The following is a 23462-nucleotide window of genomic DNA, read 5'->3' as shown; positions in this document are numbered from 1 at the left end:
GGCTTTTTGGCTATTTAGAGATTTTTGATCGAAACCAACGCTATTTTCGAGCCGGAGATGAAAGGACTTTTGGGTTTGTTATCCCGGATCTCTTTAGAATTATGCCTTCAGATGTACTTGTAACAGATGAAGAATACGAAAGATATTTTGAAGAGGAAGCCAAAGGCAAGAACTTTCGCTGCAAAGAAATCATGCCCGATACTGGCAGTCTTTTTGACATGATTGAGGAATACACACCAGAGATTCCGGATTTACCGCCGAGTAAAACAGAACTGCTCGAAGAACAAGTCGAAATGCTTGACGGTGCTCTAAATGAAGTATTGTTTACCATTCTCCCGGAAATACAGGGAGGTGAAATCTAATGGAAGGAGGTGCAAAGAATATGGCAATGTACATGGCAGCCAAGATCATGGACGGTCAACAGTCCTACGCGAAGGTATTTAGTATTAAAATGTACCAGCGTTACCAGGACGATGTTGACGCAATCCTGATCGCAGAGGGCAAAGAAGAACTCATTGTAAAGTAGGATTCATAAGGCGCTTATTTGGCGCCTTTTCCTTCTTTATTTTAGAAAGGAAAGCAAATGGCAGTAAATACCGTAAAAGCAACGATTAACGGGCAGCAGGTCACCCTTACCTACAATGCGACCAGCAAGAAGTATGAAGGGACAACCACCGCGCCGGCAAAGTCGAGCTTTAACCAGGCCAATAAATATTATCCGGTGACCGTTGTGGCAACCGATGTGGCCGGGAACAGCGTGACCGTCAACGATCAAACATCTGGTGCGATTGGAACCGCCTGTAGGCTGACGGTCAAGGAAAAGGTTGCGCCCGTCATCGCCATCACATCACCGGGCACCGGGGCCATTCTCACTGACAGCAAGCCAACGATCACCTGGACGGTGACGGACAATGACTCCGGCGTCAATTCCGGAACCATTGGAATCACCATTGACAGCGGCAGCAAGATCACTTCCGGTATTACCAAGACCGCCATCACCGGCGGGTATTCGTGCAGCTATACGCCAACGACGGCCCTGTCCGACGGCAGCCATACCATTAAGGTTGATGCGAGCGATAATGACGGAAACGCGGGGACACAGAAAAGCGCTACTTTCAAAATTGACACCGTCCCACCAACACTGAACGTGACCGCGCCTGCTAACGGTTTGGTGACCAAAACCCCCGCCTGCACGGTAACCGGGACAACCAATGATACCACCTCAAGCCCGTGTACTGCGACCGTGAAGTTGAACAGCGGGGCCGCCCAGGCCGTGACCGTGAATTCGGATGGCTCTTTCAGTAAGGCGTTGACCCTTGTCGAGGGGTCAAACACAATTGTTGTGGTTTCAACCGACGCAGCCGGGAAGTCCAGCACCGTAACGCGTACCGTAACGCTTGACACCGTTGCCCCTGTCATCACAGCTGTTGAACTGATTCCGAATCCTGCGGATGCCGGTGCCACCTACACCATCAAAGTAACCGTCACTGACGCGTAAGGAGGCAGACGATGATCAGTATCAACAGTGTGGAGGTTTCTCCGAATAACGTAAACACCGGGTCGCAAGTAACCATAAAAGTCTCGGCATCCAGCTACCTGACATGGGCAGACGCTGAGAAATGCACCTGGCAGCAGCTGGAGAACGAAACCTGGAATGAAGTGGAGGGAACAGCTTAATGGCAACACAGACAAGCAATTTGGCGCTGGTAAAGCCAGCAAAGACAGAAAAGGTAAGCGTCGATACCATTAACAGCAACATGGATAAAATCGACACCGGATTGATCAACCGCCTGCCAAAAGCACAAAAGACAAAGCCAACGCCAGCGATGGCAGGGCGGGTGTGGATCATGGAACATTGACATTTGAAAGGACAACCGAGTGGAGCATTTTAGATTAATTGTGGAGATTGCATCTGGGCTTGTGATTCTTGGCGGTTTTTTAGTCGCGGTCTGTAAGCCGCTTAGAAACTGGTTCAAAAATAGATTTGTAACGCCAGACAAGCAGCAGGATGACCGCATTGCCGCCATGGAAGAAAGGCAAAGGCTACACGACGCAGCAGATTTAGCCTTGCTGCATGACAAGCTTTATTACCTGTGCAACAAGCATATCAACGACGGCAGTATCACGATTGATGATTTAGAAAATTTAGATTACCTGTACCGGGCATATCGCGACCTTGGAGGCAATGGGGTCTGCGAGAAGCTGTATAACCGGTGCCGGGATCTGATTTAGAAAGAAGGTTATTATATGGAATACATCGTACAAGACTTCTTAATTTTAGTCCCTGTGCTTTACGTGCTGGGGCTTTTTTTAAAGGGTACACCCAAAGTACCCAACTGGTTAATTCCTTGGATAATCGGCCTTTTAGGCGTTGCTTTGGGCTTTGGTATCGGCGGGTTTAACGTAGCAGCGGCGATCCAGGGCATACTGGCAGCCGCAGCGGCGGTTTATGGGAACCAGCTGTGGAAGCAAGTAGTGAATGGAATAAGCGAACACAAGGAGGACAAAGAATAATGGCAAGTATTTTTTTAGCAGTAGGACACGGTGTTTCTACTAATGGAAACTGGGATTCTGGCTGTGTGGATGATCCTTACACCGAAGCGGCCTTAATGTTTGATATTGTCGGCGTTGCGGTTCGAATCCTGCGTCAGCATGGCGTTATTGTTGGGACGGATTGGGATACCGGAAACGATCGGAACATGACTTATACCGTTCGGGATGCAAACAACGGCGGTTATGATTATTACATGTCAGTGCATTGTGACTACAGGGAAGCACCGAGCGGAACACTTCCGATTGTTGATCCGCGATCTGCCGGAGGTCCAGCTTTTGCAGAAACCGTTAATCGGGAGTATATGGCTGTGACAGGGCTTGGAACACGCGGCATCTTATATCGGGATGATTACGAAGTCGCCCAAACAGATATGACGGCCTGTATTTTTGAAACAGGGTCCATCCGGGCAGACATTGGGGTATTGACGAATCCAGAACTGGCAGGAACCGGGATTGCGAAAGGGATTTTAAGCGCAATGGGGATTGCTTATAATGGTAGCACACCAGCACCGACGCCAGACCCGCAGCCAAGCAATGATAACCCGTATGGCTTTACGTCCATCTTCAGCGGCGGCTATTACCTCTCTTACGGTGATGGCCCAGACGAAAATATCCGCCAGTTCCAGAGAGACTGCAATTTCTGCGGCTACCAAGGTGAGAACGGTCCGCTAACCGAAGATGCACTCTACGGATCCGAAAGCCAATACGCTTGTGAATGCATCCAGCGGTTCCATGGCTTAACCGTTGACGGTGAGTATGGGATCAAAACGGATATCGCGCTCATGACCGAGATTGCACGAATTCAGGAAGCGCTAAAACGTTACGGTTATGACATTGCCATTGATGGCGGTGCGGGACCGGTCACCATTGCTGCGCTGAAAGATTTCCAGGCAAAAAATGGACTGGAAGTGGACGGCATCTGTGGCGATCTGACCAGAGCTGCTTTAGGGATTTAATTCTCGTGCAAATCTCGCGATAAAATGGCTTTGAATAGCCGATTCTTTGAATTTTCTCGTGCAAATCTCATGTATTCAGGCCGTCCTTCGGGGCGGCTGTTTTTTTGTTTTAAGGTATTTTTGGAGAGAATTGGGTATAATATAGATGTGATCCCAGCGGGACAATGTTTATGTGTCAATGTTTTTTTGTAGAAAATACCGAGAATTTTCTTGATTTTCGACAACTCGAGGGCTATAATAGGAGTAGACGAAAAGAATTTAGACCCTATAATCCCGTCTACAATCGTCAACCCACAAATTGTACTAGGTTTGCGGAAAACATTTATTACTAAAGACGACAAAGAACCCCGAGGACGGCCATCCCCGGGGTTCGCTCGTTATCTAGACTTTTTGTAGACCAAGACAGCTGGAACAATTACGGCCAAAGCCTTCAAAAGTTCAATAGCGAGTTGTACTAGATTGTTCGCGTCTAACATTATTACTTCACCTCCTTTCTACGGGTGAAAGCGGCGAACAGACGACAGGGTCGGTGTTGAAAACGACCCAAAGTTATTATACCATATTTTCAGCGTAGATTTGTACAAATAAATCTGTAATCAAAATCATTTTTTGTAGAAATATTACAAACGATTTAATATTGAGCATATAAACAGACCTGTCCGAGCCCAAACGGCCTATCGGGAGGTACCCCTTGCTTCAGCGAGGGGTTTTTTTTATGTAAACTTTAGGAAATTGTAGTATTATTTTATATCGAGAGGACTCTTCTATAAGAATCTCTTTACTGGTAAGCCGCTGCCGAACTCCCCTGGTGGCGGCATTTCTATTGTTTAAAATCCACTTCGCAGTGGTATAAATAATTCTGAACACACATACCTCTTACTTTTTTAAAATATAAATTACTCTCCCAACTAACTTTTACTTTTTTAGAGCTCTCGGTCTTTTGGATCGGGAGTTTTATTTTTTTATTGCAAAAAGAAAACAAAAGTTCTATAATATAAATACAAACGTTCTTTATGAGGTGATACTATGCGGCGAAAATATGGCAATGCAAAGGTCGATTTAGTAAAGATCAAGGGGAAATACATCCCTTGTGCTTTTCATGTCGAGAAAGAGGTATTTATAATTGAGGAGATTTTAAGCATCCGGAAGGGTATGGTAAAGTGTGGAACCCCGGGACTGCGGTATTTCGTGAAAACGCAGGGGAAAGAAACAGAACTACTTTTCGATAATACCGAAAAAAGTTGGACTGTCATTATACACGATCCACAGGTGTACGGAGAAACCGATGGGCCTCAGCGCGTCCTTGAAGAGCTGAAATATTTAAACTGAGAAATTACAAAAGCCGCCCTAAAAGGACGGCTTAATTTGTGTCTTAAGTGTGTGTCTTGCGCGTGTCTTATTTGTGTCTTGTCATGTCATTTTTACTTATTTTTACTCAGTCTTAAAATTGTTGAAACCCGCATAGACACGTGGTTTAGCTGTTTTGAGATTATTTCATAGCTTCCTCGATGGCAACTGCAACCGATACGGTAGCGCCAACCATTGGGTTGTTACCCATGCCGATCAGACCCATCATTTCAACGTGGGCTGGAACGGAGGAGGAACCGGCAAACTGAGCGTCGGAGTGCATACGTCCCATGGTATCGGTCATACCGTAGGAAGCCGGGCCAGCTGCCATGTTATCCGGGTGGAGTGTACGCCCTGTACCGCCGCCGGAAGCAACAGAGAAGTATTTTTTACCCTGTTCAAGGGCTTCTTTTTTATAAGTGCCGGCAACCGGATGCTGGAAACGGGTCGGGTTGGTGGAGTTCCCAGTGATGGAAACATTCACGCCTTCATGGTGCATGATGGCAACACCCTCCTGAACGTCGTTAGAGCCGTAGCAGTTAACCGCGGCGCGTTCACCGTCTGAATAAGCGGTCTTTTCCACGATGTTAAGGGTACCAGTCGCATAGTCATAATCGGTTTTTACATAGGTAAAACCATTGATGCGGGCAATAATCAGAGCCGCGTCTTTGCCCAGGCCGTTTAAGATAACGCGCAATGGTTTTTTACGAACCTTATTGGCGTTTCTGGCAATCCCGATGGCACCTTCGGCAGCCGCGAAGGATTCGTGGCCAGCAAGGAAAGCAAAGCAGTCGGTTTCTTCACGCAGCAGCATTGCCCCCAGGTTACCATGGCCTAAACCAACCTTACGCTGTTCAGCAACAGAGCCTGGAATACAGAAAGCCTGTAAGCCCTCTCCGACGATTTCAGCCGCGTCAGCCGCTGTTTTTGCACCGCGTTTGATGGCCAGTGCGGCGCCGAGTGTATAAGCCCAGCAGGCATTTTCAAAACAAATTGGCTGAATACCCTTTACGATACCTGCAACGTCAATGCCTTTTTCATCGCAGATGGCCTTTGCTTCTTCTAAAGAGGCAATGCCGTTTGCTTTTAAGACTTCATTGATTTTGTCGATTCTTCTTTCATAACTTTCAAATAATGGCATCTCAGAACCTCCTATTCGTTTCTCGGATCGATGTACTTAGCAGCACCATCGAACTGTCCATACTGGCCGGAAGCTGCGTCCATGGCTTCTTTCGGGTCCATGCCCTTTTTGATGTTTTCCATCATTTTGCCAAGCTGTACGAAAGCGTAACCGATGATTTCGTCTTTTTCGTTTAAGGCGACTTTTGTGACGTAACCTTCTGCCATTTCCAGGTAACGCGGGCCTTTGGCCAGTGTACCGTACATAGTACCAACCTGGCTTCTCAAGCCTTTACCCAGGTCTTCAAGGCCAGCACCGACCGGAAGACCATCTTCAGAGAAAGCTGTCTGAGTACGGCCATAAACGATCTGTAAAAACAGCTCGCGCATAGCGGTGTTGATGGCGTCGCAGACAAGGTCCGTATTCAGGGCTTCAAGAATTGTTTTACCCGGCAGGATTTCAGATGCCATGGCGGCAGAGTGGGTCATACCAGAGCAGCCGATGGTTTCAATCAGGGCTTCCTGAATAATACCGTCTTTTACATTTAAGGTTAATTTACAGGCACCCTGCTGAGGGGCGCACCAGCCTACACCGTGTGTTAAACCGGAAATGTCTTTAACTTCTTTTGCCTGTACCCATCTGCCTTCTTCAGGGATTGGGGCACAGCCGTGGTTTGCATTGCTGGCTACACAGCACATACTATTTACTTCATGAGAATATTCCATTCGCTAAACTCCCTTCAAATTTTTCCTACAGCTATTATAATATGGGCGTCTCAAAAAAAATATGGTAATTTTTTGTCATTTTGTATTTTTTGTCCCGCTGGGACAAAAATGTAGAAAATGAAAACGGCTAATAGAGTAAAATTTAGCCATTCTTAGAAAATTGAACTTTTTTTGTGAAAAGTTATCTGTAATAGACAAAAAGTTGGGTTGATGTTCGTTTAAAGGTAAGGTACAATGAATCTAAATGTAAATTTGCTAAAATTTACCCGAACGTTGTGTTTAGTGAGATGAAATTTTGTATAGATGAAAAGAGGTAATGGGATGGATTATATTCACAAATTTAGCATCGGTCCGGTAGAAATGGACAAAATGCTCGAAGAGTATCATCAACTGCGAAAAACCCGCCGCTACTGCGCGGCATGTCCCAACTACAACAAATATTGGTCCTGCCCGGACTACGCCTTCGATGAGGCTTTGTTTTTAAAGGAATTTAAGTATATGTACCTGATTGCCCGGGAATACGAAATTCCACGGGAAGACCGCCAGAAAATCTTTGGTATTCAGCCTGTGGCCGAATACTGCAAGCAGGTTATGCAGGCCATGAAGGTTGAATCTTGGAAAGATCTTCTGGACCTGGAGGCAGAATTTCCGGGAACACTGTCCTTAATGCCGGGCAACTGCCATGTCTGCGACATTTCTGGAGAAGGCTGCGCAAAGCCAAAAGGACAGAAATGCCGCCATCCAGAGCTCATGCGGTTCTCGCTCGAGTCCCTGGGCTTTGACGTGGACGCCATCTGCAAGTATGAAATTGGCGTACTCCTGCTCTGGCCAAAGGAAGGTCATCTGCCCGAAAAACTATGCGCAGTGATGGCTCTTATGAGCAATGAGAAGATCCCGATGGATGCCATCAAGGCCCATTTTCCAGATGCCCAAAAGAGCTGGCTGCGTTTTTCGGACACAGCGCCTGAGGCACGGAATGAGGTGCGCCCAAGCGTTAAGCGCCAGGAAAGCTGGCTCGACAATATGAAAAAGCAGAACCAGGAAAAGGCAGAAGATCCTGCCTACAAGCCTCAAAAGAGCTGGATAGGCTTTAAAAGCGAAGCTTTAGACAGCGGCGACTATGTCAAAGAGCGCCCCTGGCGGGAGGAAGAGCCCGAGGCGATTCCGGCAGCTCCTGAAGAAACCGTCGCTTTTTCAGAGGAAATGATTGAGTCCAGTGCGGAGACCGAACCGGCGGTGGAACCGGAAACCAATGTGCCGGAGCCGCCAGCTCAGCCAGAGGCGGTTTCAGAGGACGAAGAAGATTCCAAATACAAATGGCTCGGTTTTAAACGGAGTGTTGAGGAAGCGGAAGAGGAATTAAAAAAGCGTCCAATTCCCAAATTTAATATTCCTGAGGAAGAAGAAAAGCCTGAAGAAAGCGCTGCTGAGGCAACACAGCCAGAAGCGGGAGTGCCGGCGGCAGAGACAGTGCCGGAGATTATAGAACCACCGACGGCCGAACCAGAGCCTGTACAGACAGCACCAGAGCCTCAGCCGGAACCAGCGCCAGAACCACCAGTTCCAGAGCCTGTTGAGGAAGAAATTGAACTGCTGGACGCCTCCAGTGTGGCCAATGTGCTTAGTGCCGCCATTGAAATCGCCAAGGATGTTGTCGGCGACGACTTTATCCCTGGGGAAGCCCCGGTATTTAACGAGTCTGCGCCCGCTCCGCAGACCACAGCCGCAGAGCCGGCGCAGGCCGATGAGGAGGATGACTCCAAATATAAATGGCTGGGCTTTAAAGCCACGAATCTGGACGAGGATGACGGCTTGAAAAAGGGCGGCTGGAAGAAAAATTATTAAGCTGAAGGAGTGGTCATATGAATCCAGCACTCATTCTGATTGATTATACCTATGATTTTGTGGCGCCTGACGGTAAGCTGACCGCCGGGGCGCCTGCCCAGGCCATTGATGAAAATCTGGCAGCCGCCATCGGTGAAACCATTGAGGCGGGCGGCATGGTCTTTGTGGTGAATGACCTGCATTTGGAAAACGACGGGAGCCACCCCGAAACCGCGCTGTTTCCGCCCCACAACCTTTTGGGGAGTCCGGGCAGAGCGGTGTATGGAAAAACCGCTGAAAAGCTGCGGGCGTACCAGACACTTGAAAACAGACAGGTTTTCTATATGGATAAGTTCCGCTATTCGGCCTTTGCCGGGACAGCGCTGGATATCCTGCTCAGGCAGAACCATATCCAGAAGCTGGAGCTGGCCGGTGTGTGCACAGACATCTGTGTACTGCACACTGCCATCAGCGCTTATAATCTGGGTTATGAGGTCACGGTTCACAAAAACCGTGTGGCAAGCTTTAATGCCGAGGGCCACAAATGGGCCCTGGAGCATTTTAAGTCATCACTGGGATTTACAGTAGTATAAAGAAACAAGGAGATAAGCAATGTTATATTATAAAGCAGATATCGGCGTGATTGGCGGTTCCGGCCTCTATGAGCTGTACCCGGACGTTAAAAAAATTGATGTGGATACACCCTACGGCAAAACCTCCGATGCCATCAGCCTGGTAACCGTCGGGGACAAAAAGGTTGCTTTTATGCCAAGACACGGAAAGGACCATACCCTGAACCCGTCCGAAATTAATTACCGGGCCAACATCGACGCTTTTGCCCAGCTGGGAATCCGGGCATTGATCTCACCCTGCTGCGTAGGTTCGCTGCGTCCGGAAATCGCACCTGGCGATTTTGTCGTCACAGACCAGTTCATTAATATGACCTCGGGCCGCAAGGATACCTTTAACGAATCCCCCAATGTGGTGCACCTGAGCTCGGCAGATCCTTACGATCCTGGTCTTCGTCAGATTGCCCTCGAGGAAGCGGAAAAACTGGGGATCAAAACCCATGACGGCGGCACCGTTGTGGTGGTTAACGGCCCGCGCTTCTCGACCCGTGCCGAAAGCCGCATGTTTGTCATGATGGGCGCAGATGTCGTCAATATGACCCAGTATCCCGAGGGTTACCTGTGTCTGGAAAAGGGGATTCCAGTTGTCAACATTGCTCTGATAACCGACTATGACGCTGGTCTCGAGGGCCGCCCGGACATCAAGCCAGTGCAGGCCGAGGATGTAGTGCGTGTGCTCGAAGATAACAATGACCGGGTAAAACAGCTGATTTTTAAGATGATTGAACGCATATAGAAAAAGTTACCTCCCTTAACCAAGGGAGGCTTTTTCAGATATCGAGAAAGGAAGAACCATGAAACCTGTTTATTATGAAAATGGCGCTTTGAAAATGCTTGATCAGACGCTGCTGCCAACCGAGGAGGTAACGCACAGTTACACTGACTACCGTGAGATTGCAGCAGCCATTGTGGATATGATTGTCCGCGGCGCGCCGGCCATTGGTGTTACCGCCGGATATGGCGTTTATTTCGGTGCCCTGGAATTTGAAGGACTGCCGCGGGGGGCTTTTTTAAAGGAAATGGAGACAGTCTGCCAGGTGCTCCGGGCAACACGGCCAACTGCAGTCAACCTGTTCTGGGCAGTGGACCGGATGGAAGGTGTGATCGAAAACAACGCGGAAAAAACACCGGCAGAGATCACAGCACTTCTGAAAACCGAGGCAGATGCCATTTGCAGTGAAGATATCCAGATGTGCCGGGATATGGGCGCATATGGCGCGGAGCTGATCCACCGAAAGGACACCATTCTGACCCACTGCAACGCCGGAGCCCTCGCTACTGCGGATTACGGGACGGCGCTCGGCGTTGTGCGCGCCGCCTGGGAGGCAGGCAAGGAGATTTCCGTCTATGCCGACGAGACAAGGCCTTTCCTGCAGGGAGCCCGCCTGACCGCCTATGAGCTTCAAAAAGATGGTATTCCTGTCACACTGATTACCGACAATATGGCCGGCTGGATGATGAAACAGGGAAAAATCGACTGTGTGGTGGTGGGAGCAGACCGTATTGCCCGAAATGGTGATGTGGCCAATAAGATCGGAACCTACAGCGTCTCCATTCTGGCAAAGGCCCACGGTATTCCCTTTTATGTGGCAGCGCCAACCTCAACCATTGATTTTAATATGTGGTCCGGCGATGATATTGTCATTGAAGAAAGGGATACCCGGGAAATCAGCCATATCAAGGGGCAGCAGATTGCGCCGGACGGTGTGCGCATGGAAAACCCGGCCTTTGATGTTACCCCGCATCAGAATGTCACAGCGATCATCACAGAAAAGGGCGTCGTGTATCCGCCCTTTGACCTGAGCATACCCAGGCTTCAGGACAAATAGGGGAAGCTGATGAAATACAGTATGTTTTCGTGGTTTGGCTATTTCATGCCTTTTGAAGAGCGTATTGACGTGATCAAAGAAGCTGGCTTTGACGAGGTGATGATTTCCTGGGAGGACGAATGTGAGCCCTATTATCTGGAGAAGGAAAAATTCCCGGACATTGTGCGGAGCAAGGGGCTTGGGATCACCAACATTCACGCGCCTTTTATCGGCTATAACGATATCTGGGAAAAAGGACCTGCGGAAACCCGGGCGCTTTTAGACACCTTTGTCAGCTTTGTGCGGGACTGCCATATCTTTGAAATCCCGACGGTGGTGGTGCACACCAATGATCTGGATCTTGGTCCTTATAAATGGGAAAACGGGCTGGCCTTTTTTTCCGAGCTGGCGGAGGCCGGAGAGAAGTACAGTGTCAATATCGCCGTTGAAAATGTGTCGCGTCCGTTTTTGCTGAAGGGGCTGCTGGACGCCATCCATGCCGATCATTTTGGGATGTGCTATGACAGCTCCCATGACTATATGCTGCCCTGCGGCAGGGGAAGAATTCTGGAGGCATACAAGGACCGCATCAAGGCACTGCACCTGTCCGACAATGACCTGCGTATTGACAGGCACTGGATACCGGGCGAGGGGAAGATTCCCTTTGGCGAGGTCATGTCTGAGATCCTGAGTACGGGTGTGGATTTTATATCCTATGAGGTTATCGCGAATGACGAATGGAAAAAGCGGGAGCCCCTTGACTTCTGCCACGCAGTTCGGAACAGTCTGGATCTGAATAACAATAATTTCTAATTGCACAATTCGGGGATTTGTGCTAAACTTCAATTAATAACTTAATGATGCTGTTTTGTTAGAGGAAAGCGGTTGAAATCCGCTACAGCCCCCGCTACTGTAATTGCAGACAAGATCCTCATAGACCACTGTCAGGCGTATCCTGACGGGAAGGGAGGATGGAGAAGGAAGCAAGAGTCAGGACACTTGAAGCAAAGCAATATAATCACTTCGGAGGGAAGTAGAGGATTGTATATTATCATAATCCGGTCTCTCTCATGGAGCCGGTTTTCTTTGTTTTAAGCTGTTTTAAATTTATTTTATGGAGGGACCAATGAAAAAGAAAGTATTGAAAAGTTTGCTGATGGCTCTGGCCTGCGCGGCGCTTTTGCTTGGCGCGGCAGGTTGCGCTCAGAAAGGTCAGGAGGGCGGAGAAGTTTCCGGCGCAGTTACCGGAGAAACCGCTTATCCCGTCTCCATTACTGACGATTTGGGCAACAATGTAAAAATCGAAAAGGAACCTGCAAAGATCGTGTCCTTGTCGCCTGCGAATACAGAAATTCTGTTTGCGCTGGGTGTGGGAGACAAGGTTGTCGGGCGGACCGATTACTGCAATTATCCAGAGGAAGCCGCTCAGGTAGCGGCCATTGGCGATTACAATAATCCCAATGTGGAAAAGATCATTTCCCTTGCCCCGGATGTTGTTCTGGCAGGTGATCTGATCAGCGACGATGTCCGCAGTCAGATTGAAGCCACCGGCGCGAAGGTCATCACCTTTACACCCATGTCTGTGGACGCGGTGGAAAGCACCATCATCAATACCGGCAAAGTGGTCAATGCCAATGACAAGGCTAAAGAAATCACAGACAGCATGACTAAGAAATACGATGAAATCAAGGAAAAGGCCGCGGCAGCCAATCCGCAGAAATCGGTCTTTATTGATATCGGCGGCTACTACAGCGCTGGGGACAACTCGCTGCTGGGTAACATGCTCAAGGATATCAATGCCAAGAACATTGCCTCCGATGCCGGCACAGACTGGCCGCAGCTGAGCGTTGAGCAGATCATCGCAAAGAATCCGGACGTCTATGTGTCTTTCTTCACCACACCGGATGAAATTAAAAAGGTACCGGGCTTTGACCAGGTCAATGCGGTTAAGAATGACGCCATTGTCTATTATGAAATGCTCTCTCCGGACAGCGACCTGATCCAGCGTCCGGGACCCCGCGTTGTGGATGGGCTGGAGCTGCTGGCTGCAGCCGTTTATCCGGATCAGTTTAAGTAGAAAAATTTCTCCGCAGGCAGGCATTTGCCGCCTGCGGAGGTTTTAAACAGACGGTTGAGGAAGAGGACGGATGAAAACAAAGTTGAAAAGATACGCGATGCCCTTATCCATTGTGGGGTGCCTGATCTTAATTTATTTATGCACCATTGTAGGCATTACCTCCATTCCTTTTGGCGAAGCCAACAGGATTTTACTGCACGAGGTTCTGCACCTGCCTGTTAATATGGAGGGAATATCCGCCGGTAATATTGCGATTATCTGGAATGTCCGGCTGCCAAGAGTCATTTTGGGCTTTCTGACAGGCGGAGCGCTGGCGGTCTGCGGCGCTGCCTACCAGGGGATTTTCAAGAACCCCATGGCAGACCCTTTTATTCTTGGGGTGTCCTCCGGCGCGGCGCTGGGCGCGTCCATCGGGATTGTCATGCACTTTTCAGCAGATTTTTTAGGATTAAACGGAACGGCTGTTTTAGCTTTTGCTGGTGCCTTTCTGGCGATCTTTTTAGTGTACAACATTTCAAAGGTCGGGAGAAAAGTGCCGGTCGCTTCCCTGCTGCTGAGCGGGATTGCCGTGAGCCAGTCGCTGACGGCTTTTATGTCTCTGCTCATGATTTTCAATGTCCAGAGTATGAATCAGATTATGTTCTGGACCATGGGCAGTCTGAACGGTAAGGGATGGGACCAGGTAATCACTGTTTTACCTTACGTTGTCATGGGCTGTCTGATCCTGTTCACAACCGTCCGGGAGCTGGATATTATGCTTCTCGGCGAGGATGCCGCCACACAGCTTGGGGTCAATACCGACCACCTGAAGAAAAAGGTGCTGGTGGTCTCCTCGGTAATCACCGCAGCGGTGGTTTCTGTGACAGGGATTATCGGTTTTGTCGGATTAGTGGTGCCGCACATTGTCCGGATTTTATCCGGCCCGAAGCATCGGATTCTGCTGCCCTTTTCACTGGTATTTGGAGGAACCTTCCTCATTATCTGTGATACGCTGGCCCGGACGGTTTCCTCACAGGAAATTCCGGTAGGAATCATCACCGCTGCCTTTGGCGGGCCTTTCTTTATTTATCTTTTGCGTAAATCGAAGAGAGGAGGCGCCCGTTAATGGAAGACTCTGTTATGCTGAAATTTGAAGGCGTTCATACCGGTTACGGCAGCAAAGAGGTGATCAAGGGCTTTACAGCAGATATCCATAAAGGCGAGTTTGTCGGCCTTATCGGCTCAAATGGTACCGGTAAATCCACGCTGCTCAAATGCCTTTCTGGTCTTCTCCCCATCACAGGCGGCCGGATCGTAGTGGGCGGCAGGGATAACGCTGGTCTCAAGCAGCGCGAGCGCTCTCAGATGGTAGCAGTGGTACCGCAGTCCTTTGACATCGATTATGATTTTACAGCTGAGGACATTGTGCTCATGGGCCGAAATCCTTATCTGAGCTATAAGGACCGTGAGAGCGCCGAGGATTACCGGATTGTGGAGCAGGCCATGAAGATGACCAAAACCCTTGGCTTCAGAGGCCGCATGTTCAATGAACTGAGCGGCGGTGAGAAGCAGCGTGTGATCATCGCCCGGGCCATTGCCCAGGAGCCGGATATTATTCTGCTGGATGAGCCCACCTCTGCGCTGGATGTGCATCATCAGATTGAGGTCATGGAGCTTATCGACCAGCTCAATAAAAACGACCATATGACCGTAGTGGCTGTCCTTCACGATATTAACCTGGCGTCGCGCTACTGTGGGCGCCTGATCATGATTCAGGGAGGCCGGGTGGTAGCAGACGGGCCGCCGGCCGATGTGGTCATTGAGCGGAATCTGAAACAGCTTTACAATATGAAAATGCTGGTGCGGGAGAACGCGGTTTTTGAGAAACCGGAGATTGTGCCTATCCGTGTCCTGGAGGGCGAGGAGGCCCGGAATCCGCTGCATATCCATGTAATCTGCGGCGGCAGCGGGGCTTCAAAGGTCATTGAGGAGCTGGACGACATGGGACACCGTGTAACCGCGGGTGTCATCAATGAGGGCAGCGATGACTGGCTGGTCTGCAAATCGCTGAACCTCGATATTGTCGGGGAGCGGCCCTTTACCACCATTTCCATGGAAAAGCAGCAGGAAAATTTAAAACTGATGCAGGATGCAGACATCGTTCTGATCGCGGATGTGCCCTTTGGGCTTGGCAATGTCAATAATCTGGAAGGTCTGGAAACTTTGGATGCAGAGATTTACCTGCACGCAAACTGTCTGAATAATGATTTTACCGAGGGCAGGCTGAAAGCCTGTCTGAATAAGATACGCGAAAAGAAAACAGTGGTCGAAATCGGAGACCACGACGAGTTTCTGGAAATACTTCAGCAGCGTTAGAAATTGGGATACCTGGGAGATTGTGCTATGAATACTTTTATGCTGGCAGGAGTCAGCAGTAATGTTGGGAAAACAACCGTAACCATGGGGGTGATGGCAGCCCTGTGTAAAAGGAATTGTCCGGTTGTTCCCTTTAAAACCGGACCGGATTACATTGATCCGATGTTTCACACCTTTGTCACTGGAAAAAAATCTACCAATCTGGATACCTGGATGGTGGATCGGGAGACAATCCGGTCTTTGTTTTACCACAAGCTGTCGGTGGATTCGGTCGCTGTGATCGAAGGCGTCATGGGGCTCTATGACGGACACGGCCTGGAGACCGATGTGGGCAGCAGCGCTTACCTGTCAAAGGTTGTGGACGCGCCGGTCTTTTTGATTATTGACGGCCGGGGTATGTCCAAAAGCGCGGCGGCCATGGTAAAGGGCTATGTCGATTTTGACCCGGATACCCGGATTGCCGGCGTGATCATCAATAAGATCGCCTCGGAATCCCACTACCAGCTTTTAAAAAAAATGATTGAGACCTATACAGGAGTTCCCTGCGTGGGCTATTTTCCGAACTGCCCGGATATTGTTATAAACAGCCGGCATCTGGGCCTCATTCCAGTGGATGAGCTTCAGGGGCTTCGGGAGCAGGTGGAAAAAGCAGCGGCGCTGGCAGAGGAACACATTGACCTCGATAAGATTCTTCTGCTCAGCCGGAGAGAAGCCATACCGCAGGTTCAGGAAGATCCGTTTGACGCCTGTGCAGGACACTATGACGATCTGAACATAGGGTTTGCAAAGGACAAGGCGTTCAGCTTTTATTATGAGGATAATTTCAATGCCCTCAGGAAGCTGGGGGTCAGGCTGGTGCCCTTCAGCCCTCTTGAGGATTGTGAACTGCCGCAAGGTCTGGACGCCCTGTATATCGGAGGAGGCTTTCCCGAAATGTTCGGAAGAGACCTTGAGAAGAATCAGGCTTTCAGGGAAAGCATCAGGGCGGCTTTAGAAAACGGCCTTCCCTGTTTTGCAGAATGCGGCGGTCTGATGTATCTGACAGAAAGTATGGAAATGCTTGATGGAGAAAAGTATCAGGCGGCGGGCTTTTTTAAGGCGGACACCAAAATGACCAGGCGGCTTCAGCGCTTTGGCTATATCGATATTGATACCGTGATTAACCATACGCCCATACATATTAAGGGGCATGAGTTCCATCACAGCCTGGTGCATGAGAAGGAGCCGATCCCCACGCGTTACAAGATCACCAAGGGTGACCGTAAATGGACCTGCGGCTTCTGCAAGGGCAATACCCTTGCCGGGTACCCGCACATCCATTTTTACAGCAACCCGCAGTTTTTGCTGGCACTCCTTGATAAAGCCGAAGAAATCAAAAGGTTGGAGGAACAGGATAGTGAGAACAGTAACGGTTAAATCACCCGGCTCCTGCGGAGAATTTATCCAGGGAATCTATCAGGAACAGCCATGCCTTGTATCCTGTCCCGTCGATCTTTATTCCAATATCCGTATGGTGGAAGGGCCGGCTACCCGTATGCTCGATACCAAGGCGGTTCAGATGCTTGATCTGATCTTTTCAGAATACAGCATTCCCAGAGAGGAAAAGCATCATATTAATATCCAGATGTCCTCAGAAATTCCCATTGAAAAAGGCATGGCCAGCAGCACTGCGGATATCGCTGGGATTGCCAGGGGGCTGAGCGCCTACTATGATCTGGGGCTCAGCGACAAAACCATTGCAGAGCTCTGTGTGTTTATCGAGCCGACCGATAATATCATGTTTGAACGGCTGAATCTTTTCAACCATGTGTGCGGCGATGTGCTCATAAATTTTGAGGCACAGCTTGAAGCGCAGATTCTGATTGTGGAGTTCAAGGGAGCCGTCAACACCATGAATTTTCATCGTCAGCAGGATGGCTATACGCGCGAGGAGGTCGATCGGTTTGAAGCGGTTCTGGACCTTTTTAAGCAGGGGCTGCAGGATAAAAACCTCGACGCCATTGGCCGTGCCTGCACCGAAAGCGCCCGGTTAAACCAGAAGATTTTATACAAGCCCCATCTTGAAGCGCTGGCGGCCCTGTCTGAGGCGTTCGGCGGTCATGGGGTCATCACCGGCCACAGCGGCACGGTGATCGGCGTGCTTTACAGCGAGGAGGCCTTTGACTACACTGCCTTTATGCAGCGATTTTTAGACGTTGTTCCCAAGCAGGATTACGACGCGCTGTTTTTGAAGAATATTATTCCCGGCGGCCTGAGGGTTTCCATAGAAAACTGAGCATGGCCTTTCTTTTAGACCACAGCCGGAGAAGCGGCGGATTTACCGCGCAAACAACGAAAGGAAAATTAAATGACAGCTTATATCAACAACCCGAAAGAAATTGAAAAGAGAAGCTTTGAAATTATTACCGAGGAGCTCGGCGGAAAGACCTTTCCGCCGGAGATCGCGGATATTGTAAAACGTGTGATTCACACCACCGCTGATTTTGAGTACGCAGACCTGATTGAATTTAAGAACAACGCGGTTGAGAGCGGACTGAAAGCCCTTGAGGCCGGCAAAAAAATCTACGCGGATACCAGCATGATCAAGGTTGCGGTCAACCGAAAAGCACTGGCAGACCATCAGCTCGAAATTGTCAACTATGTTCACGATGAGGATGTCGCAAAGGCCGCCAAGGAACGGGGGGTTACCCGCTCGACCGTAGGCATGGAAAAAGCCCTGGATGACGACACCGTCGGTATTTTTGCCATTGGCAACGCGCCTACCGCGCTGTACAAGCTCATCGAATTTATCAAGGCCGGAAAAGCAAAGCCCGATTTAATTGTGGGCGCGCCCATCGGCTTTGTGGGTGCGGCAGAATCCAAGGAAGCACTCGACGAGCTGGACGCCCTGGGGGTCCCATACATTCGCATTAACGGCAGAAAGGGCGGAAGCCCGGTGGTTGCGGCGATTTTAAACGCTATGCTTTATAAATTAGGACGGGATTGGTAAGAGGAAGAATGAAAGGTATATTTTATGGTTTGGGCGTCGGCCCTGGAGATCCGGATTTACTGACAGTAAAGGCACATAAAATTCTGCAGTCGGCAGATGTGATCATCACACCGACTAAAAAAATGGGAAAACCAAGCATCGCATATCGTATTGTGGAAAGCCACATTACGGATCGCACACGCGTTGTGGAGATGTCTTTCCCGATGATTTCCTTAAGCGCAGAGCGCGAAACGCTGGAAAAGCAGTGGAAGGAAAACGCAGATGAAATTGAAAAAATTCTGGAAGAAGGAAAAAGCGTTGTCTTTTTAACCCTTGGAGACCCAATGGTATTCAGTACCTATTCCTATGTGATGGAATACCTTCTGGAGCGGGGCGTCGAGGTGGTGACCCTTTCCGGCGTGCCGTCCTTCTGTAACCTGGCCGCGCAGATCAATGTTCCGCTGACCCAGGGTGAGGAATCACTGGGCATCGTGGCAATGACACAGCCCATTGAGGAAGTACAGCAGATTCTGGATGCGCATCGCAACATTGTTATTATGAAGGTGAGCGCGGACAACAAACGTCTGGCAGAGGAGCTGGAAAAACGCGGACTGGAAAATTCCTTTGTGCTGGTATCTAATATCGGTATGGAAAACCAGAGCATGATCCGTGATATTGAGGTGCTCAAAGGTGATATTCCTTATCTTTCTACCCTGCTGATCAAAAAGGATTATGACATCACATTATAAAAAGAGTTAAGAAAATGGAGGCCGATGCAGAAATCGGGGTGCCCGGGGCACAAACGGTGCTGCAAAGGCCTCTTTTAGCGAGGATAATATGCTGGAAAAATATATAGAAAAAGGCGGCAAGCGGCTGCGCTACGGCTATACAACAGGTTCCTGCGCCACAGCGGCGGCAAAGGGCGCGGTATCCATGCTGCTTAGCGGTCAGAAGCTGGAGAGCATCGGCATTGACACACCAAAGGGGTGGCCGCTGACCATCGAGCTGTTTGACTGTGAGATTGGTGATCAGTGGTCTTCCTGCTCAGTGATCAAGGATGGCGGCGACGATCCGGATATTACAAACGGCGTTAAAATTTTTGTGAAGGTGACCAAAAAGGCGGAGCCCGGTATTACTTTTAAAGGCGGCAGGGGCGTTGGGAAGGTTACCTTGAAAGGCCTGAGCCTGCCAGTGGGGGAACCGGCCATCAATCCGGTTCCGCGGGAGATGATCACCCGCGAAATTATGAAGGTTATGAAGGAATACGGGGCAGAAGGCGGCTATGAGGTAGAGGTCTCCATTCCAGACGGTGAGGTTCTTGCCGAAAGGACTTTTAACCCCAAGCTGGGTATTGTCGGAGGCTTGTCTATAGTGGGCACCTCCGGTATCGTTGAGCCCATGAGCGAGGATGCGCTCAAAGAATCCATGCGGCTGGAGCTCTCCATGCTCAAAGCAAAAGAAGTTGATGCGGTTATCTTTGTTCCGGGCAATTACGGCAAGGATTTTGTGGAGTCAATCCATTTGAATACAGAGGTGCTTGTGAAAACCAGCAATTTTATCGGCTTTATGCTTGAGGAAGCAGAGCGGATGGACTTTAAAAAGATTCTCTTTGTCGGGCATTTGGGAAAACTGGTAAAGGTGGCAGGCGGCCTGTTCAACACGCACAGCGCAGTAGCTGACGGGCGGATGGAAATTCTGGCCGCTCACTGCGCACTTCTTGGCGGCAGCCAGGCATGTGTCGAAAAAATTATGAACAGCACCACCACCGATGAGGCGACGGACTACCTGCTGGAGGAAAAAATACCGGGATATTTTGATCATCTGGCCGAAGCGGTAAAAAGGCGCTGCGAGGCAAAGGTCTATGATAATATTGAAATTGAGACCATTATTTTTTCAAAGGCACATGGTCTTTTGGGTGAAAGCGCCGGGGCAAAGGATATGGTAAAAGCACTATGTATAAATTAAAAGTAATAAGCCTTGGGCCGGGACATCCTGATTATATTCTCCCCATCGCTAAGAAGGAAATCGCCGAGGCTGAGGTCATTTTATGCGGGGAACGGCACCTGGAAAGCTTTGACGCTGCCGATAAAGAGGTTATGATTATTGGCAGGGGAACGCCCTTGTCTGAGCTGATGCAGCGTGTGAAGGAATGCTATGCCGATCGGAAAACAGCCATTGTTGTGTCGGGTGACTGCGGCTTTTACAGTCTCTTAACCTACACGAAAAAGAGGATTCCATCAGAGGATATCGAAGCGGTCCCAGGGATATCCTCCTTGCAGTATCTCTTTGCTAAAATCGGCATGACCTGGCAGGACGCAGAGATGATGAGCCTGCACGGCAGGGATCAGGATTTGCTGGAGCGGGTCGCAACAGGAAACAAGGTTGGCATTCTGACAGACGGAGAGCATAATACAGCCTATATTGCCAAAATGTTGATGGAGAACAGGTATGGGGAAAAATTCCTCTATGTTGGGGAAGATCTCTCCTATTCAGATGAACGGATTACAAGATTAACAGTGGAGGAAGGCCTTGTCTTTAAGGAAAAAGGTATGGCCGTAGTGGTGATTGCAGATGAGTAGAGTAGCTGGTTATAAAGATGAAGATTACATCCGGGGAAAGGCCCCGATGACAAAGAGAGAGGTCCGTATTCTGACAATCTCTTTATTAGGCATTCAGGAAAAAGACGTTGTGGTAGACATTGGCGCCGGCACTGGCGGTCTGACTATGGAGGCGGCTTACGCGGCAAATGAGGGAAGGGTTTATGCGGTCGAAGCCAAAGACGCGGCGCTGGAGCTTGAAAAACAGAACATTGAAAAATTCGGTGCAGGCAATGTGACCATTATTCCTGGAAAAGCGCCGGCAGTGCTTGATGAAATCAAAGAAAAAGTTGATAAGGTGATTATCGGCGGTACCGGCGGACAGCTTGAGGCGGTTTTTATCTGGTGCAAGGAGCATTTAAACCCAGGCGGCAGGCTGGCAGCCAACTTTGTCACCATGGAAAACGCATCCCTGGCCACAACCCTGATGCGCAAGTACTTTACCGATGTGGACATGATCCAGGTGGGCGTCAGCCGGGGTGAGTTTATCGGCGGCCTCACCATGCTGAAAGCCTCCAACCCGATTTTTATTATTACCGGAAGTGTGGAATAGGTGCTGCTTCTTCGCCAAAAAGTATAAATTTTAATACACAGGAACAAAAGAATTTATGTTTACGGTGAAGCGCCAAAATGGTATGATATATTAAAGATTATTATTAATAAAGTATGCGGCAGCGGCCGTCTGCTTAGAATAACAGAGAGGAATTGAAAATTATGGAGAATTATTTCCAGCCTGAAATCGAGTGTGCCTCACGGGAACAGATCCGGGCCTGGCAGGATGAACGTTTGGTGGAGACGGTTAAGCATGTTTATGAAAACGTCCCTTATTACAGAAATCTGATGGAAGAAAAAAATGTGACCCCTGACGATATCAAGGGTGTGGACGATTTACACAAGCTGCCGTTTTTGACAAAGGATGACCTGAGAGAGGCCTATCCTTATGGCCTTTTGGCAGAGCCGCTGGAAAACTGTGTGCGCATCCAGTCTACCAGTGGCACCACTGGACGCCGGGTCGTTGCTTTTTATACCCAGGATGACATTGACCTGTGGGATGAATGCTGCGCCCGTGCCATTGTGGCAGCCGGAGGAACCAAGGAAGACGTAGTGCATGTCTCCTACGGCTATGGCCTGTTTACCGGCGGCCCTGGCCTGAACGGCGGTTCTCACAAGGTGGGCTGCCTGACACTGCCGATGTCTTCGGGAAATACTGAACGCCAGATTCAGTTTATGCGGGATCTGGGCTCCACGATTCTCTGCTGTACGCCATCCTATGCCGCGTTCCTGGGCGAGACCATCTGTGAAATGGGCCTTCAGGATGAAATTAAGCTGAAAGCTGGTATCTTCGGCGCGGAAGCCTGGAGTGAGGAAATGCGCCAGGATATCCAGAACAAGCTCGGCATCAAAGCCTACGATATCTATGGTCTGACAGAAATTTCTGGACCGGGCGTATCCTTTGAATGCAGCGAACAGACCGGTATGCACATCAATGAGGACCACTTTATCGCAGAGATCATCGACCCGAATACCGGCGAGGTGCTGCCAGATGGCGAAAAGGGCGAGCTGGTATTCACGAGCATTACCAAAAAAGCATTCCCGCTGCTCCGCTACCGCACCCGTGACATCTGTGTTCTGAGCCGCGAAAAATGCTCCTGCGGAAGAACCCATGTCAAGATGACCAAGCCAATGGGCCGCAGCGATGATATGCTCATCGTAAAAGGCGTTAATGTATTCCCGTCTCAGATTGAGACAGTGCTCTTAAACAAGGGGTATCCGGCAAATTATCAGATCATTGTCAGCCGCGAAAACAACAGCGATAAGCTGGATGTTCAGGTTGAAATGACCCTTGAAATGTTCTCAGATAATCTGAGAGAGGTTTCAGCCAGAGAAAAAGAACTGGTAGACGCGCTCAAGGCCATGCTTGGTATCTATGCCAATGTTCAGCTGGTTGCGCCGAAGTCCATTACCCGCAGCGAAGGCAAGGCCGTTCGCGTCATTGATAAACGTAATCTATATTAAATGAGGTGTGAAAGATGACTATTAAACAGATTTCCGTATTTGTGGAAAACAAAGCTGGCCAGTTGTCGAACTTTGTGGATGTGCTGTCAGAAAACGATATTGACATGCGCGCCCTCTCCCTTGCCGAAACCAAGGATTTTGGCATTGTCCGCGTCATTGTGGATGATTCTTATAAAGCGTCGACAGTCCTCAAGGAGGCTGGTTACATCTTTAAGCTGACGCCAGTGCTGGCAGCAGCTGTGCCCGATGAACCGGGAGCGCTGAAAAATATTTTGAAGATTCTGGGCGACAGCAACATCAACCTGGAATACACCTATGCCTTTATTACCCGCAAAAAGGATCTGGCTTATATGATCTTAAGGGTTGAAGACAATGAAAAAGCCATTGAAGCGCTTTCCAGAAACGGCGTGAAGCTGCTGACTCAGGAAGACCTCGAAGAGCTCTAAATCAAAGGAAATAAAAAACCGGGGCGTAACGAAAAGTTACG

General features: G+C 49.4%; 28 protein-coding genes and 1 riboswitch. Of the genes, 26 read left to right on the top strand and 2 right to left on the bottom strand.

The window, feature by feature from the left end; all coding sequences use genetic code 11:
* The 9 genes from FYJ53_RS21205 to FYJ53_RS15970 form a co-directional block, all read left to right on the top strand.
* A partial coding sequence (locus FYJ53_RS21205) for a hypothetical protein (RefSeq protein ID WP_195840261.1) occupies window positions 1-362 on the top strand: 362 nt, incomplete at its 5' end.
* The gene (locus tag FYJ53_RS16005; RefSeq protein WP_154557478.1) at window positions 362-526 is read left to right on the top strand and encodes a hypothetical protein; all 165 of its coding nucleotides are present in this window, start codon (window positions 362-364) and stop codon (window positions 524-526) included. The genes FYJ53_RS21205 and FYJ53_RS16005, both read left to right, overlap by 1 nt.
* A gap of 57 nt (window positions 527-583) precedes the next feature.
* A complete protein-coding gene (locus FYJ53_RS16000) occupies window positions 584-1498 on the top strand; it encodes an Ig-like domain-containing protein (protein WP_154557477.1) in 915 nt (304 codons plus the stop codon).
* Window positions 1499-1509: 11 nt separating this feature from the next.
* Complete coding sequence (locus tag FYJ53_RS15995; RefSeq protein ID WP_154557476.1) at window positions 1510-1677, top strand: hypothetical protein; 168 nt, start codon at window positions 1510-1512, stop codon at window positions 1675-1677.
* Complete coding sequence (locus FYJ53_RS15990; protein WP_154557475.1) at window positions 1677-1859, top strand: hypothetical protein; 183 nt, start codon at window positions 1677-1679, stop codon at window positions 1857-1859. Before FYJ53_RS15995 ends, FYJ53_RS15990 begins: the two co-directional genes overlap by 1 nt.
* Window positions 1860-1878: 19 nt before the next feature.
* Window positions 1879-2232 (top strand): hypothetical protein, encoded by a 354-nt coding sequence (locus FYJ53_RS15985; protein ID WP_143074414.1) that lies wholly within the window; start codon window positions 1879-1881, stop codon window positions 2230-2232.
* Between the two features lie 15 nt (window positions 2233-2247).
* Window positions 2248-2514 (top strand): phage holin family protein, encoded by a 267-nt coding sequence (locus FYJ53_RS15980; RefSeq protein WP_154557474.1) that lies wholly within the window; start codon window positions 2248-2250, stop codon window positions 2512-2514.
* Window positions 2514-3509: a peptidoglycan-binding protein gene (locus FYJ53_RS15975; protein WP_154557473.1), complete on the top strand. Its 996-nt coding sequence runs from the start codon at window positions 2514-2516 to the stop codon at window positions 3507-3509. The genes FYJ53_RS15980 and FYJ53_RS15975 overlap by 1 nt, the downstream gene beginning before the upstream one ends.
* A gap of 1026 nt (window positions 3510-4535) precedes the next feature.
* Window positions 4536-4838, top strand: a complete 303-nt coding sequence (locus FYJ53_RS15970; protein ID WP_073383078.1) for a hypothetical protein — start codon at window positions 4536-4538, stop codon at window positions 4836-4838.
* Between the two features lie 160 nt (window positions 4839-4998).
* Here FYJ53_RS15970 and FYJ53_RS15965 read toward each other — a convergent pair whose 3' ends face one another.
* Window positions 4999-5997 (bottom strand): GGGtGRT protein, encoded by a 999-nt coding sequence (locus FYJ53_RS15965; protein ID WP_013379081.1) that lies wholly within the window; start codon window positions 5995-5997, stop codon window positions 4999-5001.
* A gap of 11 nt (window positions 5998-6008) precedes the next feature.
* Window positions 6009-6701, bottom strand: coding sequence for an iron-sulfur cluster assembly scaffold protein (locus tag FYJ53_RS15960; RefSeq protein ID WP_013379082.1), 693 nt, complete (start codon window positions 6699-6701; stop codon window positions 6009-6011).
* Between the two features lie 321 nt (window positions 6702-7022).
* Here FYJ53_RS15960 and FYJ53_RS15955 point away from each other — a divergent pair, with 321 nt between their 5' ends.
* The 17 genes from FYJ53_RS15955 to FYJ53_RS15875 all read left to right on the top strand — a co-directional run bounded on the left by FYJ53_RS15955 (window position 7023) and on the right by FYJ53_RS15875 (window position 23421).
* Window positions 7023-8546, top strand: coding sequence for a DUF2284 domain-containing protein (locus FYJ53_RS15955; RefSeq protein ID WP_013379083.1), 1524 nt, complete (start codon window positions 7023-7025; stop codon window positions 8544-8546).
* Between the two features lie 17 nt (window positions 8547-8563).
* Window positions 8564-9118: a cysteine hydrolase family protein gene (locus FYJ53_RS15950; RefSeq protein WP_013379084.1), complete on the top strand. Its 555-nt coding sequence runs from the start codon at window positions 8564-8566 to the stop codon at window positions 9116-9118.
* A 19-nt stretch (window positions 9119-9137) separates the two neighbouring features.
* On the top strand, window positions 9138-9890 hold the full coding sequence (locus FYJ53_RS15945) for an MTAP family purine nucleoside phosphorylase (RefSeq protein WP_148427591.1): 753 nt from the start codon (window positions 9138-9140) through the stop codon (window positions 9888-9890).
* Window positions 9891-9948: 58 nt separating this feature from the next.
* Window positions 9949-10983 (top strand): S-methyl-5-thioribose-1-phosphate isomerase, encoded by a 1035-nt coding sequence (gene mtnA / locus FYJ53_RS15940; RefSeq protein ID WP_148427588.1) that lies wholly within the window; start codon window positions 9949-9951, stop codon window positions 10981-10983.
* Window positions 10984-10992: 9 nt separating this feature from the next.
* Entirely contained in the window at window positions 10993-11775 is a 783-nt protein-coding gene (locus tag FYJ53_RS15935; RefSeq protein WP_073383081.1) for a sugar phosphate isomerase/epimerase, read from the top strand.
* A 33-nt stretch (window positions 11776-11808) separates the two neighbouring features.
* Window positions 11809-11984: riboswitch (cobalamin riboswitch) on the top strand.
* Between the two features lie 104 nt (window positions 11985-12088).
* On the top strand, window positions 12089-13039 hold the full coding sequence (locus FYJ53_RS15930; RefSeq protein WP_013379088.1) for an ABC transporter substrate-binding protein: 951 nt from the start codon (window positions 12089-12091) through the stop codon (window positions 13037-13039).
* Between the two features lie 70 nt (window positions 13040-13109).
* Complete coding sequence (locus FYJ53_RS15925) at window positions 13110-14144, top strand: iron ABC transporter permease (RefSeq protein WP_148427586.1); 1035 nt, start codon at window positions 13110-13112, stop codon at window positions 14142-14144.
* Entirely contained in the window at window positions 14144-15394 is a 1251-nt protein-coding gene (locus tag FYJ53_RS15920) for an ABC transporter ATP-binding protein (RefSeq protein ID WP_013379090.1), read from the top strand. The genes FYJ53_RS15925 and FYJ53_RS15920 overlap by 1 nt, the downstream gene beginning before the upstream one ends.
* Window positions 15395-15421: 27 nt before the next feature.
* Window positions 15422-16810: a cobyrinate a,c-diamide synthase gene (locus FYJ53_RS15915; protein ID WP_148427584.1), complete on the top strand. Its 1389-nt coding sequence runs from the start codon at window positions 15422-15424 to the stop codon at window positions 16808-16810.
* Entirely contained in the window at window positions 16791-17669 is an 879-nt protein-coding gene (locus FYJ53_RS15910) for a GHMP kinase (RefSeq protein WP_148427582.1), read from the top strand. The genes FYJ53_RS15915 and FYJ53_RS15910 overlap by 20 nt, the downstream gene beginning before the upstream one ends.
* 72 nt (window positions 17670-17741) lie before the next feature.
* Entirely contained in the window at window positions 17742-18383 is a 642-nt protein-coding gene (locus tag FYJ53_RS15905) for a precorrin-8X methylmutase (RefSeq protein WP_148427580.1), read from the top strand.
* Window positions 18384-18391: 8 nt separating this feature from the next.
* Window positions 18392-19111, top strand: coding sequence for a precorrin-2 C(20)-methyltransferase (gene cobI, locus FYJ53_RS15900; RefSeq protein ID WP_148427578.1), 720 nt, complete (start codon window positions 18392-18394; stop codon window positions 19109-19111).
* An 88-nt stretch (window positions 19112-19199) separates the two neighbouring features.
* The gene (gene cbiD, locus FYJ53_RS15895; RefSeq protein ID WP_148427576.1) at window positions 19200-20327 is read left to right on the top strand and encodes a cobalt-precorrin-5B (C(1))-methyltransferase CbiD; all 1128 of its coding nucleotides are present in this window, start codon (window positions 19200-19202) and stop codon (window positions 20325-20327) included.
* Window positions 20315-20941 carry a precorrin-6y C5,15-methyltransferase (decarboxylating) subunit CbiE gene (cbiE, locus tag FYJ53_RS15890; RefSeq protein ID WP_148427574.1) on the top strand — a complete coding sequence of 209 codons (627 nt, stop codon included), beginning with the start codon at window positions 20315-20317 and terminating at the stop codon, window positions 20939-20941. The genes cbiD and cbiE overlap by 13 nt, the downstream gene beginning before the upstream one ends.
* Window positions 20934-21512 carry a precorrin-6Y C5,15-methyltransferase (decarboxylating) subunit CbiT gene (gene cbiT, locus FYJ53_RS15885; protein WP_013379097.1) on the top strand — a complete coding sequence of 193 codons (579 nt, stop codon included), beginning with the start codon at window positions 20934-20936 and terminating at the stop codon, window positions 21510-21512. Before cbiE ends, cbiT begins: the two co-directional genes overlap by 8 nt.
* Window positions 21513-21673: 161 nt before the next feature.
* Window positions 21674-22975, top strand: coding sequence for a phenylacetate--CoA ligase family protein (locus tag FYJ53_RS15880; RefSeq protein WP_013379098.1), 1302 nt, complete (start codon window positions 21674-21676; stop codon window positions 22973-22975).
* Between the two features lie 14 nt (window positions 22976-22989).
* Complete coding sequence (locus tag FYJ53_RS15875; protein ID WP_090411122.1) at window positions 22990-23421, top strand: acetolactate synthase; 432 nt, start codon at window positions 22990-22992, stop codon at window positions 23419-23421.
* The last annotated feature ends 41 nt before the right edge of the window (window positions 23422-23462 follow it).

The sequence above is a fragment of the Eubacterium sp. BL-380-WT-2B genome (assembly GCF_009696115.1).
In the GTDB taxonomy this organism is placed as follows: domain Bacteria; phylum Bacillota; class Clostridia; order Eubacteriales; family Eubacteriaceae; genus Eubacterium; species Eubacterium callanderi.
This window is presented reverse-complemented; position numbering and strand designations above follow the sequence as displayed.

Bases quoted from the DNA above. Each gene is read 5' to 3' on its own strand.
- FYJ53_RS15920 (WP_013379090.1), top strand. From the start codon at position 14,144: ATGGAAGACTCTGTTATGCTGAAATTTGAAGGCGTTCATACCGGTTAC.
- FYJ53_RS15915 (WP_148427584.1), top strand. From the start codon at position 15,422: ATGAATACTTTTATGCTGGCAGGAGTCAGCAGTAATGTTGGGAAAACA.
- cbiE (WP_148427574.1), top strand. From the start codon at position 20,315: ATGTATAAATTAAAAGTAATAAGCCTTGGGCCGGGACATCCTGATTAT.
- FYJ53_RS16000 (WP_154557477.1), top strand. From the start codon at position 584: ATGGCAGTAAATACCGTAAAAGCAACGATTAACGGGCAGCAGGTCACC.
- mtnA (WP_148427588.1), top strand. From the start codon at position 9,949: ATGAAACCTGTTTATTATGAAAATGGCGCTTTGAAAATGCTTGATCAG.
- FYJ53_RS15935 (WP_073383081.1), top strand. From the start codon at position 10,993: ATGAAATACAGTATGTTTTCGTGGTTTGGCTATTTCATGCCTTTTGAA.
- FYJ53_RS15965 (WP_013379081.1), bottom strand. From the start codon at position 5,997: ATGCCATTATTTGAAAGTTATGAAAGAAGAATCGACAAAATCAATGAA.
- cobI (WP_148427578.1), top strand. From the start codon at position 18,392: ATGAAAGGTATATTTTATGGTTTGGGCGTCGGCCCTGGAGATCCGGAT.
- FYJ53_RS15880 (WP_013379098.1), top strand. From the start codon at position 21,674: ATGGAGAATTATTTCCAGCCTGAAATCGAGTGTGCCTCACGGGAACAG.
- FYJ53_RS15960 (WP_013379082.1), bottom strand. From the start codon at position 6,701: ATGGAATATTCTCATGAAGTAAATAGTATGTGCTGTGTAGCCAGCAAT.
- cbiD (WP_148427576.1), top strand. From the start codon at position 19,200: ATGCTGGAAAAATATATAGAAAAAGGCGGCAAGCGGCTGCGCTACGGC.
- FYJ53_RS15925 (WP_148427586.1), top strand. From the start codon at position 13,110: ATGAAAACAAAGTTGAAAAGATACGCGATGCCCTTATCCATTGTGGGG.
- FYJ53_RS15970 (WP_073383078.1), top strand. From the start codon at position 4,536: ATGCGGCGAAAATATGGCAATGCAAAGGTCGATTTAGTAAAGATCAAG.
- FYJ53_RS15955 (WP_013379083.1), top strand. From the start codon at position 7,023: ATGGATTATATTCACAAATTTAGCATCGGTCCGGTAGAAATGGACAAA.
- FYJ53_RS15975 (WP_154557473.1), top strand. From the start codon at position 2,514: ATGGCAAGTATTTTTTTAGCAGTAGGACACGGTGTTTCTACTAATGGA.
- cbiT (WP_013379097.1), top strand. From the start codon at position 20,934: ATGAGTAGAGTAGCTGGTTATAAAGATGAAGATTACATCCGGGGAAAG.
- FYJ53_RS15990 (WP_154557475.1), top strand. From the start codon at position 1,677: ATGGCAACACAGACAAGCAATTTGGCGCTGGTAAAGCCAGCAAAGACA.
- FYJ53_RS15930 (WP_013379088.1), top strand. From the start codon at position 12,089: ATGAAAAAGAAAGTATTGAAAAGTTTGCTGATGGCTCTGGCCTGCGCG.
- FYJ53_RS15945 (WP_148427591.1), top strand. From the start codon at position 9,138: ATGTTATATTATAAAGCAGATATCGGCGTGATTGGCGGTTCCGGCCTC.
- FYJ53_RS15995 (WP_154557476.1), top strand. From the start codon at position 1,510: ATGATCAGTATCAACAGTGTGGAGGTTTCTCCGAATAACGTAAACACC.
- FYJ53_RS15980 (WP_154557474.1), top strand. From the start codon at position 2,248: ATGGAATACATCGTACAAGACTTCTTAATTTTAGTCCCTGTGCTTTAC.
- FYJ53_RS15950 (WP_013379084.1), top strand. From the start codon at position 8,564: ATGAATCCAGCACTCATTCTGATTGATTATACCTATGATTTTGTGGCG.
- FYJ53_RS16005 (WP_154557478.1), top strand. From the start codon at position 362: ATGGAAGGAGGTGCAAAGAATATGGCAATGTACATGGCAGCCAAGATC.
- FYJ53_RS15905 (WP_148427580.1), top strand. From the start codon at position 17,742: ATGACAGCTTATATCAACAACCCGAAAGAAATTGAAAAGAGAAGCTTT.
- FYJ53_RS15875 (WP_090411122.1), top strand. From the start codon at position 22,990: ATGACTATTAAACAGATTTCCGTATTTGTGGAAAACAAAGCTGGCCAG.